This window comes from Bacillus sp. sid0103, assembly GCF_019219025.1.
Genome location: NZ_JAHUWN010000011.1, coordinates 61,523 through 75,335, shown reverse-complemented (window position 1 = coordinate 75,335; position 13,813 = coordinate 61,523). Strand labels below are relative to the sequence as shown.

The following is a 13,813-nucleotide window of genomic DNA, read 5'->3' as shown; positions in this document are numbered from 1 at the left end:
TTTTAATCAACTAAGGCAAAGTTTAAGCCTTGTAATGCAGCTTCCTTCATTTTCGAATCACTTAAGTCATGAGCGTATCTTAACAGTATTACTGTTGTAAAAATGGCTTTAAATTTAGCCAGATATCGTGTATTTCCATCAACATCTCCGTAGGCTTCAAAAAATTGTTTACGGCCCAATGGCGGAAAAAAACTATATACAAAAGAAAGATCAACCGCAGGGTTTCCTATGTGAACATCTCCCCAATCAATAATGCCTGAAATATGTCCGTTCGAGTCAACGAGTACATTTCTAAAATGAAGATCACCATGGACAAGGGAAAGGTTTGAAACTTCTTCGATTATTTTTAGGTTATTTAGATAATCCAGTAGTGGTTTTGGATGTTTCAATAATCGATCGTTTACTGCTTTAGTTACATTTTCCACTAGTCTATCTTTTCTTAATTTAATACTTACACGGTTTAATTGATCATACGGAACGCCATAGCTCTTTGCTTTTTCGATTGAAAACTGATGGAGTTTACGGAGAAAAACAGCCATTCGTTCTGCTGAAGCGCTCCTTATTGATTCAGATAAAATCCCAGGTGTCATTCCTGATACTACTTGATAGCCTGTAAATGGCCACGGGTAATCCGGACACGGCCGACCCAAAAATACCGGGACAGGAATCTGAAAATTTAGGAATTCAGTTAGGTGCGGCAAAAGATGATTTTCTGTAAACAATAACTGAACGGCACTTGTTCGTCTTGGAAAACGAAACACGTATTGGTCATTAACCATAAACACGCTGTTATCAAACCCTTGGCCAAATAAACGAATATGAATTGGATGAAGATCCGGAAATTGATTGGCTATTAAGCGCATTGCTTCTTGTGGGGATAGTTCAATTTCAGGTGACCATGAATTCGTCATTGGATATCCTCCATTCGTAAGGAACCTTGCATATGCAGGGTTCTTTTTTACTTTTAGGAACTTTTTCCTTGTTTACATTTATTCTAGCACTTTTGGAAAAATTAAATATGATGTCATTTTTTAGGCTGGAGGAATGTATATGAGTTCATCTGAAAAAATTCCACAATTTCCAAAAACATATTGGCGTGAAATAGAATTACCTGTTTTTAAAAAATTAACCGAAGACCTATCCGTCGATGTCACCATTGTCGGAGCCGGAATTACAGGGATTACCGCAGCCTATTTACTTTCTAAGGAAGGTAAAAAGGTTGCCATATTAGAAGCGGGAAGTGTTCTGAATGGCACCACTGGTCATACGACTGCGAAGGTAACCGCCCAGCATGGATTAATTTATGATGAATTTATTAACCATTTTGGAGAGGAAAAGGCTCGACTTTATTTCGAATCACATATGAATGCCATACAATTTGTTGAAAGTAATATTAATGAAAAAGGAATCGATTGTGATTTTAGCAAAGAAGATGCTTACATTTATGCAGTCACCGAAGAATATAAAGATAAGCTTGTAACGGAATGGGAAGCCTATAAACGACTTGATATTGATGGTGCATTAAAGGATACAATTCCTTTTAATATTGAAGTGAAAGCCGCCCTGATGATGCAAAATCAAGCCCAGTTTCATCCGCTTAAATATTTAAAAGTGCTCCTGGATGAAGCAGTGAAAGCTGGTTGTACAGTATTTGAAAATACAACAGCTTCCGATATTGAAGACGATGGCGTACAACCAAAAGTGGTTACAAAGTCTGGTTTCAAAGTGACTTGTAATCAAGTAATCATTGCATCACATTTTCCATTTTATGATTTGCCAGGTCTTTATTTTGCGCGAATGTACGCGGACCGCTCCTATGCAATTGGTATTAAAACCGACAAAGAGTACCCTGGCGGCATGTATATTAGCGCGGACAGTCCAACCCGTTCGATTCGTTATACACCGATAAATGGCGAAAAACTGATTATTATTGGTGGTGAAAACCATAAAACCGGTCAGGGCATTGATACGATTGCGCATTTTGAAGCCCTTGAAGGGTTTGCCGAAGACGTTTTTGGGATTAAGGAATATGATTACCGCTGGTCTGCACAGGATTTAGTTACACTAGACAAGCTTCCCTATATTGGTCCCATTACTGCTGAGCGGGAGCATATTTTAGTAGCGACCGGCTTTAAAAAATGGGGCATGACAACCGGAACCATGGCTGGGCGTTTATTAGCCGATTATGTGTTAAACAACGATAATCCATACAAAGAACTTTATTCACCATCGCGTTTTCACGCCGATCCCGATTTAAAAAGTATTGTCAGTACTAATGTTGATGTTGCCAAACACCTACTCAAAGGCAAACTTGAAATTGTTCCAGGGGATCCGGATGATTTGATGGATGGTGAAGGATCAGTTGTGATGTATAACGGGAAAAGAGCAGGTGCATACAAAGACAAGAACGGTAAACTTTATATTGTTGACACCACCTGCACCCATCTTGGCTGCGAATGCGAATGGAACCATGCGGAAAAAACATGGGATTGTCCGTGCCATGGCTCAAGGTATGCTTATTCAGGCGATGTGATTGAGGGTCCGGCTAAAAAAGCGCTAAAATTATTGGCTGAAGAATAGGTTTTTAAGATATCTACAAAAATTGAGGTGATATCTACAGGTTTAGAATGGGTATCTACAAAGTTCGGGATGATATCTACACTTTTTTGAATTATCTACAAATCACTTCCTAGTGCGAAAAAGCGCCTCCTTACTAAATGTAGGAGGCGCGCTTTATTATTTACTATTTGGTCGATTGTGTTTTAATCCTTCACCAGTTGTAAATTCAACTAGTTCTTCACTATCTCTCATTGGCTTTTTGCTATTATTATTTCGCTGAGCATTTTGATTACCTAGCTTCTGTCTTCCCATACGTACCAGCTCCTTTTTGAGAAATACATTGATAGTATGAGTGAAAATAATTAGTCTTATTCTCTTTCAAGGACAGGCGCTTTTCTAAATTTAGTCATTTGCTCAAAAGCATAGGCGACCTCGATTAATAAAGGCTCACTATATGCGGTTCCTGCAAAAGTGATTCCAACCGGTTCCCCCTCTGTCGTATAGCCAGCCGGAACAGCAATGGATGGATAACCTGCTTTTGCACTGATATGAGAGCCTTCCTCACTTGGGAAAACAATCGCATCCAAGCCGTATTTTTCCAAAGCAAAGTCAATCCCCTGCTTTTTCGAGTGATAGAGGTCGAATTCCAATGCCTCAATATAAGCTGCTTCTGTTAGTGACCCGCTCGTTTCATCAGACTCGATCAGGACGGCCTGGCCGTACTTGAGCATTTTCTCTTCATTGTTTTTATTAAACTCAATGAGGTCTGTTAAGTTTTTTATCGGTATAGATGGATGAAGGCTGTTTAGATACGCATTTAGGTCTGGTTTAAACTCATAGGTTAGTACATCATACTTCCAATTTGCCTTTGCGGAAGGAATTTCTATGGTCTCAATCACATCCGCACCTGAAGATTTTAGAATATCAACAGCCAGTTGAATCACCTTTTGTTTCTCTTCACTCAACAACTCGATAAAGCCTTTTACGGCCACGCCAACTCTTTTTCCCTTAAGCCCTTGTTTCAAAAGATACTCAGAAAAGTCAGTCTGCCCAAAAGGGTTTGTTTTGGTAATCGGATCTTTCTCGTCGCTGCTACAGAGTGAGTTAAGAAGAATAGCTGCATCTTCCACCGTTCTAGCCATCGGTCCTGCTGTATCCTGAGTGTGTGCAATTGGGATAATCCCTCGTCTGCTGATTAGACCAACAGTCGGCTTGATTCCTACCAAGGAGTTTTGACAGGAAGGATTTAAGATCGATCCAGATGTTTCAGTTCCCACTGCCGCTGTGGCGAAGTTAGCTGCAACGGCAGCTCCCGAGCCTGAACTAGACCCACCCACGTCAAACCTGCCTGGGCCATAAGGATTTAATACCTGTCCGCCTCGGGAACTATAACCGCTTTTCATCCCGATTGCTATGAAATTTGCCCATTCAGTCATATTTGTTTTGCCGAGAATGATTGCCCCTGCTTTCCGTAATTGCTCTGCCACAAACGAATCATGGAGGGCAATCGAATTTTTCAAGGCAAGTGACCCAGCGCTAGTATGCATTTTATCATTGGTATCAATGTTATCTTTTAGTAAGATGGGAATGCCATGCAATCGACTGCGCGGGCCGGATTCATTTCGCTCGGCGTCAAGCGCTTCAGCTATCTGTAAGGCATCAGGATTTACTTCAATGATCGAATGCAATTGGCTATCATAAGCCGCGATTCTATGTAAGTACATTAAAACAAGCTCTTTCGATGTGAGCTCTCCACTCTCTAACATTTCTTGGATCTGTGTGATAGTAGCTTCTTCAAGCCATTCCTCATTCATTTTTTTTAGTTTCTTATCTTCCATGTTTTTCCCCTCCATCTCTTTTACTATTCAAGAAATAAGAAGGAAATCCCTTTTCACATTAAAAGAAGACAGTGGATGTTCCTCCACTGTCTCTGCCGTCCATTATCTTCTTAGTTTTTGATCTCTTTGTCCTTCTTCAGCAATTAAACCTTTGTAAAACACTCTTTTTTGAAGTGGAACGTTTAACTCACGGCAATACTGTTTCAATTCTCGTTCTTCTCTCTCGGTAACAAGCGAGATAACAATCCCATTAGCACCCATTCTTCCTGTTCTTCCAGCCCTGTGCACATATTGCGCTATATCCTTCGGGGAATCGATATTAACTACATGGGTGACCCCTTGGATATCAAGTCCTCTCGCCGCCACATCTGTAGCAATGAGCATGTTCATTTTTCCATCACGGAAAGACTTTAATGCGGCCTGCCGCTCGAGCTTTTTCATGTCGCTATGCAGGATTCCGATCGAAAGCTCTTTAAAATGTAATTTCTCCTTAAATACTTCAATTTCGCCGATATCATTAATAAACGCAAGGGATTTACTATTTTCTAAGCGAGTGATTTTTTCAAGGAGCTTGATTTTATCTCTTGGATCACATGAAAAATAAATGTGCTCCACTTCTCCTGATGAAGCGATCTCATCCTTTTCGATGCGAAGAACTTCCGGGTCCTTCGTCATTTCTTTGGCCAATTTCTCGGTTGCCGGTTTCATTGTAGCAGAAAACAAAACAACTTGGCGGTCGCTCATCGTTGATTTAACAATATTTTGGACAGTATTAAGATGTTCATGAATGAGTAATTGGTCTCCCTCATCGAGAACAACCAGTTTTACTTCATGCATTTTCACTTTTTTCTGTTTGATTAGTTCAAGTAAACGGCCGGGAGTTGCAAAAATAACATGCGGGCGTTTCTTTAATTTCTCAAGCTGCCGTTTCATATTAGCGCCGCCAATAATAGAAGTGCCTCTGATTCCACTTCCTTCCGACCATTTTTGAAATTCTTGATAGACCTGCATCACAAGCTCCTGCGAAGAAGCTAACACAACAGCTTGTAGGGATTGTAAACTTGGGTCCATTTTATGTAACAATGGAAGTAAATAAGCCAGCGTTTTACCAGTACCTGTCGGTGACTCAGCAATTAAATTCTTGCCTTCAAGTATCATTGGTATTGCCTCTGCTTGAATGGAAGTCGGTTGTTGAAACCCTGACTTTTCCCAGGCTTCCTGCAAGTATGGTTTTAAGGTATTTAACATATTGAACTCCTTTATATAAAAATCATTTTTCTTATTATTCGTCTTTCCATATCGTATTGATACTAACTTAATAACCTTGGAGTGTCTAGTTGGGAATAGAGTTTAAGTCATGATGCTGAATTAAAATAGAGGACAATCCAAACCATATGATAGACAAGGACGGAGAGGTAAAGTACGCAGGTGGAAACCAATAGTGTCCGAATCCATCCATTTAATGGGCGTAAGTAAAACAACCCAAGCAAGAGGAGGGGCAGTAAGATTTTAATGATGTAGAAATAAGACCAGCTTTTTTCAATTACCAGTTTCATCATTGGATTTCCTTCATCAACGATACCTGAAGCAATTCCAAAATGGGTCAGAACAGCATCCAACAGTCCGGCGATTAGCAGGAATAAACAGAGTCTCATCAATGCCACCTCAAATGAATTAGTTCAATTAGTTTCCATTATTTCTAGTAATACTTATGATGATACCTATGAATTCTTTCATCGGTTCTTAAAAACGAACACCTTAGGAATATAAATGAGCTGCATGAGACAGCAGCTCAAGTTTCTTCAAAAATTCGTTCTTAATATAGATTACTTTTTTCAAAAAAAACTGCTCACCAGGAGCAGTTCTTTAAATCATTCTCGCTCCCCATTGTTAAGAGTTTAAGTTTATGATTCAGTTTATCACCATTATTAAAATTCGAAAGCTTTGTGAACAATTCCCTCAATTAGATTTCGTCTGCAGAAATCGGTGATAGAATGAACAACAGGAAGATTACAATAATGCGGAGTTGAAAATGATGTTTAATAAGATTGCGCTTATCACATCACTGTTGTTTTTGCTCTTAGGAACGAATGTTTTTGCCGATTCTCAATTAACCATTTCATCTCCTCAAAATGTCAGAGTGAAAAGTGCTGCAGCACAGAATATATCCCTCTCACCAGTTCATAATAAAAAAATATCAACAAATAAAAAAACCGGAACACAATATGAGCAGGACACATTGGCTCCTAAACAAGTGAAGCCTGCTAAGCCTTCTTTAAAAAATTACGTTGTTCCAGGTTTAGTTAGTTTATTTATTATCATTGGCTTTGGAGGTTATTGGTTTATTTATCGAAAAAAGCATACCACCAATCAAACAAACAGTGAAATTACCCCATAATAGAATAAAAAAACGTGAATCAATTTGTGATTCACGCTTTTTTATTATTATGGTGCCTGTCACCGTTTTTTCTACTTTCGGAGGACAGCGCGGACTGGACTCCCGTCTCCTTCAACTAGAGGCAGTGGCAGGGCAATAAGCTCGTAGTCTCCAGGTTCGATCTCATCGAGCAATAGTGACTCCAGAATGTGAATGCCATGTTCATTCAAGCTATGATGGGCCGGTAGCTCTTTGCTATCAATAGGATCGACCGATGGGACATCCAAGCCAATTAACTGAATTCCCTTACTCCCTAGAAAAGGAGCTAAGTTTGGCTCAATATGTGGGATTTGTTCAGGGAACTCATCAGGATTTTCCCATGCAAGGGTTCGAAATAACACCCGTTTGCACCCATCAAGATCGATCCCTTCTAAGTCAGCCGCACCAATGCTTTCCTTCCCTATCATATCAATCACTCTCGCAGAGCCTATGTAAAGATTAAGATCCAATTCGATGATTCGTTTTCCATGGTTATCAAAATGGAAGGGCGCGTCTACATGTGTTCCCGTATGAGTACTCAATTCGAGCTTGCCCACATTAACGGAGCCGCTTTCTTCCATTGGCCACGAGACCTCGTATTGAAAAGCAGTATCTCCGGGCCAAACCGGCATCCCGTTTATTAATTTTCTTGAAATATCATAAATTTTCAATCCCACTCACTCCCTCGAAAATGATCTTGCATTAATCACCATTATTTCATACTTTTACACCGTTTTTCATTAGATTCCATAAAAAAAGACAGGATAGCTTCCTGCCTTCGTCAATGAAATGATTTCCAAAACTCGCTTTCCCTATTAATGAGATCTTTTAGATCTTCAAACGGGATGGTAAAGGTAGGAAACCCAGCTGCATATGCAGCAATTTCATATGGATTAAAGTAGATATTCAGTCCAGCCTCACTAATAAAAAATGGCTGATCTGCTCGTATACCATGATACTCATTTGGTAATAGATAGGACGAATATTGATTATTGCTTTTTAGTTGAGCTTGAATCAAATCACTAATTACTTTTACATAAGGGCTTCCGGGCTTAAACAGGTCTTTTAATTGATACATCGATCCAGTTTCTAAGTTAATATGAGCATATTTTTCCATGGGCATTCCGTGGGCTGCACAAAACGGGTAATCGTAGCCTGTAATTTTGATGACCAGTAAATCCTTCTTGTAATATGTTACCTCATAATTACCTGTATAATTTGATTCCAACGGTTTATGTGCGGGCACAGGTTTTACACCAGCCAGCTCCTTTAAAGTACGATTTACACTTTCTGGATTCTTCATTCCTTCAATCTGTGGAAAATAAACTAAATAATCCTTATTAGGTTTGTACTTATACTCGACAACAGAAAATTGGTTATTTAGCGGGAGTATGGTACTTTGCTTCCAGATCAACTCTCCGGTCTGATTAAAATAGAGGAGGTGGTCGTCAATATGCCCCTTAATCAGTGTTTTCTCAAAACTAAGCCAGCCGCTGCCACTAACCATTGGCAGATGTTCTTTTCTCTTTCCATGTTTGTCGATGAAGTAAGTATGCTCTTCATCGGTCACCGACGCGAGGCCGTCCTCAAATTTGGTGATCATTGAAAAATTAAATCCGGTTAGAATATGACCATCTGAATCCGCTAAGGCGTAAATAGACCTCCTACAAGGCTGCTTCGGGTCAATCTCCTTTCCGATGGCAAAGCGCCCTTCATCTAGAGATAAGATTTGATTATAGTTTGGCTTAATCACAAACTTGCCGTTTCGATCAATAACACCATAATTTTCTCTATTATTCTCTAACAAACTAACAATCGCCCGGCCATCGATAAATGACTCGGCCAGTGAAAATTTAGGCTCGATGACTGTTTTCCCCTGCTCATCGATATATCCGCTCTTTCCTTCGATGCTTTCCTTAAAGGTGAGCAACCCTTCACCATAATTGCCTACGAATGCATAAGGGTACGAGTGGATGACCTTGCCGGTCAGATCAATGAGTTGAAAGGTACCATCTTTTGTTTTAACAATTGCTTTCCCCTTTTCAAAATCACTGGCAGATTCATAGATTAGCGGAATCACCTCATTCCCTCGTTTATTGAGATACCCATATAAGTACTCCCCGTGCTCATCCATTTTCACAGCGCGGATACGCCCCTCTTTATATTCACCAACAATTATAGAATACGCTTTGCCAGTGATTTCTTTGCCACTCTCATCAATCACTTTGAATCCTTGAGAATCATTGACAACGGCCCGGCCTTCTGCAAACGGGTTAATTGTGTCGTATTTGGGTTTGACAATAAAATAACCGCTGGCATTGATGACTCCTGATTTGTCCATTAAACCAACAATGGCCAAATCATTCTCCTGAAAATCCTCTGCACGATCATAATGTACAGGTAGTACTATCTTCCCTTTTGTATCAATATAGCCCCACTTATTTCCGCCTATTTCCTTCCTCACAACAGGGAAAAGGTAAACAGCTCTCGTCTCTCGAGAAATCGATAGCTCTCGGACTGCCTTTTTCTTCACCTCAGGAGGTAATGGATAATAATAGACAAAATGACCCATGTAATCTTTAAGAACAAATAAATAGTATTTTCGGTTAAGACGAAACAACCCAAAGATTTCATGGATTCCATCCCCATCGATATCCATATATTGAAGGATTGCTTGTTTATCTCGGTATTCCATTTCTGCTCCAAGTGGGAGATATGGCAAGATCCAGTTTATTAATTCGCTTTTATTTTTAAACATCATAACTCACCCATTTTACTTTTTAATATGTATATGATGAAGTGTGGGCTATGTGTTTACTGACTTCACAGTATGACCAGGCTTCTCTCATAAAAATAGCAGCTGGATTCAGCTGCTAGTAAACAATTATTTAATGTTTTTAGCTTCTGGGATTAGCTGTTTCCATTCGTCATAGGAAATGATAGAATCCCAGTGGCCTGTTATTTTTGCAATCGTAATAACCAAGAAAAACAGCACGAAGAACGTTACCGGAACAAACCATTTATTAACCTTTTTCCGAGCAACCGTCATGCTTAGCGTGTCTCTTACGGGGCATGCCTCTACACAAGACATACAGGCTGAACAACTAAGTGAATTTACTGTCTCTACCTTATGAACTTTTAATCTTTGTGGACAAACCTTTGTACACATTTGGCAATTGGTACACGTATCTTCATTACGCTCGATCCTTGTAATCCTAAAAATACTCCCCAGACCAATCAAGGCACCATATGGGCAAAGGAAGCGGCACCAAAAGTTTCGTAAGAATAACGACAGGATGAAGAGGACAATAATAAACTTCAATGTAAAGCCGCCAAGATTTGTAAATAAAAGGAGCATTTTTATATCGGAGACCTTATTGTACGGTTCATCAAGAAAACTTTTCGCTGTAAAAGTAGGCATTTGAACAACCATAAGAACAAAAAATAACATCAACAAGTATTTGACCGGAGTTAAAAGCCAGATTAGCCATCTTGGAATTTCAAAATTCCGTTTAAACATTTTCCTGCCCAGCCAAGCGACTAACTCACCAGCAGTACCGACGGGACAAATCCAGCTGCAGAATGATTTACGTAAAATAAGACCTGCACCAACAAAAAATGCGAGTAAAACGAGACCCGCTGGATGAATCACATCAAATTCACCACTCGTAAGCCATACCTTTATGGCAACTAAACCGCTTATTGGCAAGAATCCTTCAACCGCAGATGGACGTTCAACAAAAGGGGTTTTTCCGAGTGTCTCAAAATGCAAATAAAATTGATAAAACTGTAGACCAACATATAGTAAAAACAACAGAAATAAGCCCTGAACGGTATATCTTGTCAGCTGGACAGGTTTACGTTTCCACTGTTTCTTATACCAAGCTTTGGGTTTCATTTGATTTCCTCCAATCTTACTATCTCAACTATAATGAACGAACAAAACATGGCATGTGATAAAAATCATTGAGAATATTGAATTCATAAAGAGTTCACATAACCATTCGTTAAAATGTCAAATAAGATTCTTGGGGAAGTCAACCCTTATCAAACCATTGAATGACAAAAACAAGGCCAGGGGAACGAATCCCTCTGGCCTTTTTTCTATTTCTCAGCAGCAAATATGATGTTATTTTGTTTCCTAGCCTCTTCAGTGATTTGGAGGACAATTTCGCTCCAGCGCTTCAATTCTTGATATGCTTGATCATTTTTTGTCTCAATGATGCTAACAATGTTTTCACATTCATAAACCATGTTTTGTTCTTCTTGGTCAACACTTATGGTTTCTCTCTCTAATCCACGGTTGTCAACGAAGGTAATTTTAGAAATCGGGGCCGCATCTTCAAGGAAGAAAGTTCCCCTTTCCCCATGAATTTCACACGGTAATTCCGAATGAGATATCTTTGAACAAAGAATCGTACATACAAAATCGTCATACGTTAACACAAGGGTTCCACTTCCATCCACCCCACTACGAAGGAGGACCGGATGATAGCTTACCTGCTTCGGTTTGCCGAACAATCCGACCGCGACATAAAGTGGATAAACACCTAAATCTACAAGCGCGCCGCCAGAGTACTTTGCTGAGAAAATATTTGGTTCCTCACCTTGTAAAAATAAATCATAGCGAGAGGAATATTGGATATAAGGCAGCATTGTACTCCGGAGCTTTCCAGCCAGATGAAGGTTGTCCTTTAATATTTTGAAATTGGGTGTATGAATATTACGGATCGCTTCAAATAAGTAAACGCCATTTTCTTCCGCTGTCTGGTAGGCTGTGGCTAACTCTGCACTCGTTGAAAAAATTGGTTTTTCGCAAATAACATGCTTTTTATTTTTCAAAAACATTAGTGTTTGTTCAAAATGAACTGAATTTGGTGAAGCTATGTATACTGCTTGTATCTCTGGACTCTTAGCCATCTCTGCTATGTCAGTGTATAAATTTGGAGCATGATATGTATCGGCTAGTTGTTTCGCTTTTTCCTCTGATCGGGAATAGACACTCGTTAATTGCAATTGACCGCTAAGTTGTGCTGCTTGAATAAAGGATTCTGTAATCCATCCTGTCCCAACTGTTCCAAAATTAATCATTAGAGTTCCCCTTCCTTTATATACCTTTAAGAAACCATTGTAGTCTTTTTCACCGCTACTTGCCAATTCCAAACTTCGAAAAAATAACCAAATCTTCCTTTTCACGCGTGTTTTATACATGATTTGATGGGAACAATGGAAAAATATCCGTATTTATGTTATTTATAATGTAGTATGAAAGATGAAATGCGTAGGGTGCCTGCTAATCGGGACCTGGAGCTAGACAAGATGAAAGAGGTTGAAAAGGGTGGACAATCACACATCAAATTTTATTAAAGATATTATGATAAAAGATATTGAAACTGGAAAGCACAACAAAATCATCACACGGTTCCCGCCAGAGCCAAACGGTTATTTACATATTGGACATGCAAAATCAATTGTCATCAACTTCGGCTTAGCTGATGAGTTTAACGGGTTGACAAATTTACGTTTTGACGATACCAATCCTTTAAAAGAAGATATCGAATATGTAAACTCAATCAAAGAGGATGTAAAATGGTTAGGTTTTGAATGGGATAACTTATTATTTGCATCTAATTATTTTGAAGAAATGTATAAACGTGCGGTTCTATTAATTAAAAAAGGGTTAGCCTATGTTGATGACTTGTCAGCTGACGAAATCCGCCAATACCGAGGGACACTAACAGAGCCTGGAAAGGATAGCCCTTACCGAACTCGGTCAATTGAGGAGAACCTTGAACTATTTGAAAAGATGCGTGACGGTGTCTATGATAACGGTCAAAAGGTTCTACGAGCGAAAATTGATATGTCATCACCAAATATCAATTTACGCGATCCTGTTATCTACCGAATTGCCCATGCAACCCATCATAATACAGGTGACAAGTGGTGCATTTATCCGATGTATGCTTTTGCCCATCCAATTGAAGATGCAATTGAGGGGGTAACCCACTCCATCTGTACGATTGAATTTGAAGATCAACGGCCTCTTTATAATTGGGTAGTGGAACAATGCGAAATGGAGAGCACTCCACAACAAATTGAATTCGGCCGCTTAAATGTGACTAATACAGTGATGAGTAAACGGAAGCTTAAGCAATTAGTAGATGAAGGGTTCGTGGATGGCTGGGATGACCCGCGCATGCCAACCATTTCCGGGATGAGAAGAAAAGGCTTCACGCCAGAATCAATTGTGGCGTTTGTCCGGGAAACCGGTGTTCACAAAGGTTCTGGGGCAGTTGATTCACAAATGCTAGAACACTTTGTCCGCGAAGACCTAAAACTGAAAGCACCGCGAACCATGGGTGTGATCAACCCATTAAAGGTTGTCATTACAAATTACCCAGAAGGACAAATTGAACTCCTAGATGCAGAAATCAATCCAGAAAATCCTGAAATGGGTATGAGGAAAATTCCATTCTCAAGAGAAATTTATATTGAACAGGACGACTTTATGGAAGAACCGCCTAAAAAGTATTTCCGTCTGTTCCCTGGTAATGAGGTCCGGCTAAAAAATGCCTATTTCATTAAATGTGAAGAAGTTGTCAAGGATCCGAACGGTAATGTTGTCGAACTGCGCTGCACTTACGATCCTGAAACCAAAAGTGGAACCGGCTTTACGGGCAGAAAGGTGAAAGGAACAATCCATTGGGTTGAAGCGGCCCATGCCGTTCCAGCTGAATTCCGTCTCTACGAACCACTTATTTTGGAAAAAGCAGACGATGAAAGCGGTAGTGAAAAGACTTTCCTAGACAACGTAAATCCAAATTCGCTTGAGGTGTTACAAGGCTTTGTCGAGCCGAACATGAAGGAAAGCAGACCACAAGAAAAGTTCCAATTCTTTAGACATGGATACTTTAACGTCGATCCGAAACATACAACCGTCGATAAACTCGTCTTTAACCGTATCGTTTCTTTAAAAAGCTCATTTAAAATTTAAAAGAAA

12 protein-coding genes are annotated in these 13,813 nt (G+C 39.6%); 3 read left to right on the top strand and 9 right to left on the bottom strand.

The features are described 5' to 3' along the window. Nucleotides 1–2: 2 nt before the first annotated feature. Complete coding sequence (locus KW850_RS13800) at nucleotides 3–911, bottom strand: phosphotransferase (RefSeq protein ID WP_218348155.1); 909 nt, start codon at nucleotides 909–911, stop codon at nucleotides 3–5. Nucleotides 912–1,050: 139 nt separating this feature from the next. Between KW850_RS13800 and KW850_RS13795 the strand changes: the two genes are divergently transcribed. Next, nucleotides 1,051–2,580: an FAD-dependent oxidoreductase gene (locus KW850_RS13795; protein ID WP_218348154.1), complete on the top strand. Its 1,530-nt coding sequence runs from the start codon at nucleotides 1,051–1,053 to the stop codon at nucleotides 2,578–2,580. 156 nt (nucleotides 2,581–2,736) lie between these two features. Here the strand turns inward: KW850_RS13795 and KW850_RS33365 are convergent, their stop codons facing one another. The 4 genes from KW850_RS33365 to KW850_RS13780 form a co-directional block, all read right to left on the bottom strand. After that, on the bottom strand, nucleotides 2,737–2,871 hold the full coding sequence (locus tag KW850_RS33365) for a hypothetical protein (protein ID WP_256358251.1): 135 nt from the start codon (nucleotides 2,869–2,871) through the stop codon (nucleotides 2,737–2,739). Nucleotides 2,872–2,927: 56 nt separating this feature from the next. Beyond that, nucleotides 2,928–4,397, bottom strand: a complete 1,470-nt coding sequence (locus KW850_RS13790; RefSeq protein ID WP_218348153.1) for an amidase family protein — start codon at nucleotides 4,395–4,397, stop codon at nucleotides 2,928–2,930. Between the two features lie 102 nt (nucleotides 4,398–4,499). After that, a complete protein-coding gene (locus tag KW850_RS13785; RefSeq protein WP_218348152.1) occupies nucleotides 4,500–5,645 on the bottom strand; it encodes a DEAD/DEAH box helicase in 1,146 nt (381 codons plus the stop codon). Between the two features lie 107 nt (nucleotides 5,646–5,752). Next, nucleotides 5,753–6,052: a DUF5658 family protein gene (locus KW850_RS13780; RefSeq protein ID WP_218348151.1), complete on the bottom strand. Its 300-nt coding sequence runs from the start codon at nucleotides 6,050–6,052 to the stop codon at nucleotides 5,753–5,755. A 380-nt stretch (nucleotides 6,053–6,432) separates the two neighbouring features. On the opposite strand from KW850_RS13780, the gene KW850_RS13775 reads away from it, so the two are divergent. Beyond that, entirely contained in the window at nucleotides 6,433–6,795 is a 363-nt protein-coding gene (locus tag KW850_RS13775; RefSeq protein WP_218348150.1) for a hypothetical protein, read from the top strand. 71 nt (nucleotides 6,796–6,866) lie between these two features. On the opposite strand, the gene kynB is transcribed toward KW850_RS13775, so the two are convergent. The 4 genes from kynB to KW850_RS13755 form a co-directional block, all read right to left on the bottom strand. Continuing rightward, nucleotides 6,867–7,484: an arylformamidase gene (kynB, locus tag KW850_RS13770; protein ID WP_218348149.1), complete on the bottom strand. Its 618-nt coding sequence runs from the start codon at nucleotides 7,482–7,484 to the stop codon at nucleotides 6,867–6,869. A 110-nt stretch (nucleotides 7,485–7,594) separates the two neighbouring features. Next, nucleotides 7,595–9,571, bottom strand: a complete 1,977-nt coding sequence (locus KW850_RS13765; protein ID WP_256358250.1) for a WG repeat-containing protein — start codon at nucleotides 9,569–9,571, stop codon at nucleotides 7,595–7,597. Between the two features lie 126 nt (nucleotides 9,572–9,697). Continuing rightward, nucleotides 9,698–10,711 (bottom strand): 4Fe-4S binding protein, encoded by a 1,014-nt coding sequence (locus tag KW850_RS13760; protein ID WP_218348148.1) that lies wholly within the window; start codon nucleotides 10,709–10,711, stop codon nucleotides 9,698–9,700. Between the two features lie 206 nt (nucleotides 10,712–10,917). Beyond that, nucleotides 10,918–11,904, bottom strand: a complete 987-nt coding sequence (locus tag KW850_RS13755) for a Gfo/Idh/MocA family protein (protein ID WP_256358249.1) — start codon at nucleotides 11,902–11,904, stop codon at nucleotides 10,918–10,920. Nucleotides 11,905–12,151: 247 nt separating this feature from the next. On the opposite strand from KW850_RS13755, the gene KW850_RS13750 reads away from it, so the two are divergent. Next, nucleotides 12,152–13,807: a glutamine--tRNA ligase/YqeY domain fusion protein gene (locus KW850_RS13750; protein ID WP_218348147.1), complete on the top strand. Its 1,656-nt coding sequence runs from the start codon at nucleotides 12,152–12,154 to the stop codon at nucleotides 13,805–13,807. The last annotated feature ends 6 nt before the right edge of the window (nucleotides 13,808–13,813 follow it).

What these genes read in the sequence shown, in the direction of transcription:
- KW850_RS13755 (WP_256358249.1), bottom strand. Translation starts at nt 11,904, where the DNA reads ATGATTAATTTTGGAACAGTTGGGACAGGATGGATTACAGAATCCTTT.
- KW850_RS13790 (WP_218348153.1), bottom strand. Translation starts at nt 4,397, where the DNA reads ATGGAAGATAAGAAACTAAAAAAAATGAATGAGGAATGGCTTGAAGAA.
- KW850_RS13775 (WP_218348150.1), top strand. Translation starts at nt 6,433, where the DNA reads ATGTTTAATAAGATTGCGCTTATCACATCACTGTTGTTTTTGCTCTTA.
- KW850_RS13785 (WP_218348152.1), bottom strand. Translation starts at nt 5,645, where the DNA reads ATGTTAAATACCTTAAAACCATACTTGCAGGAAGCCTGGGAAAAGTCA.
- KW850_RS13765 (WP_256358250.1), bottom strand. Translation starts at nt 9,571, where the DNA reads ATGTTTAAAAATAAAAGCGAATTAATAAACTGGATCTTGCCATATCTC.
- KW850_RS13780 (WP_218348151.1), bottom strand. Translation starts at nt 6,052, where the DNA reads ATGAGACTCTGTTTATTCCTGCTAATCGCCGGACTGTTGGATGCTGTT.
- KW850_RS13795 (WP_218348154.1), top strand. Translation starts at nt 1,051, where the DNA reads ATGAGTTCATCTGAAAAAATTCCACAATTTCCAAAAACATATTGGCGT.
- KW850_RS13800 (WP_218348155.1), bottom strand. Translation starts at nt 911, where the DNA reads ATGACGAATTCATGGTCACCTGAAATTGAACTATCCCCACAAGAAGCA.
- KW850_RS33365 (WP_256358251.1), bottom strand. Translation starts at nt 2,871, where the DNA reads ATGGGAAGACAGAAGCTAGGTAATCAAAATGCTCAGCGAAATAATAAT.
- KW850_RS13760 (WP_218348148.1), bottom strand. Translation starts at nt 10,711, where the DNA reads ATGAAACCCAAAGCTTGGTATAAGAAACAGTGGAAACGTAAACCTGTC.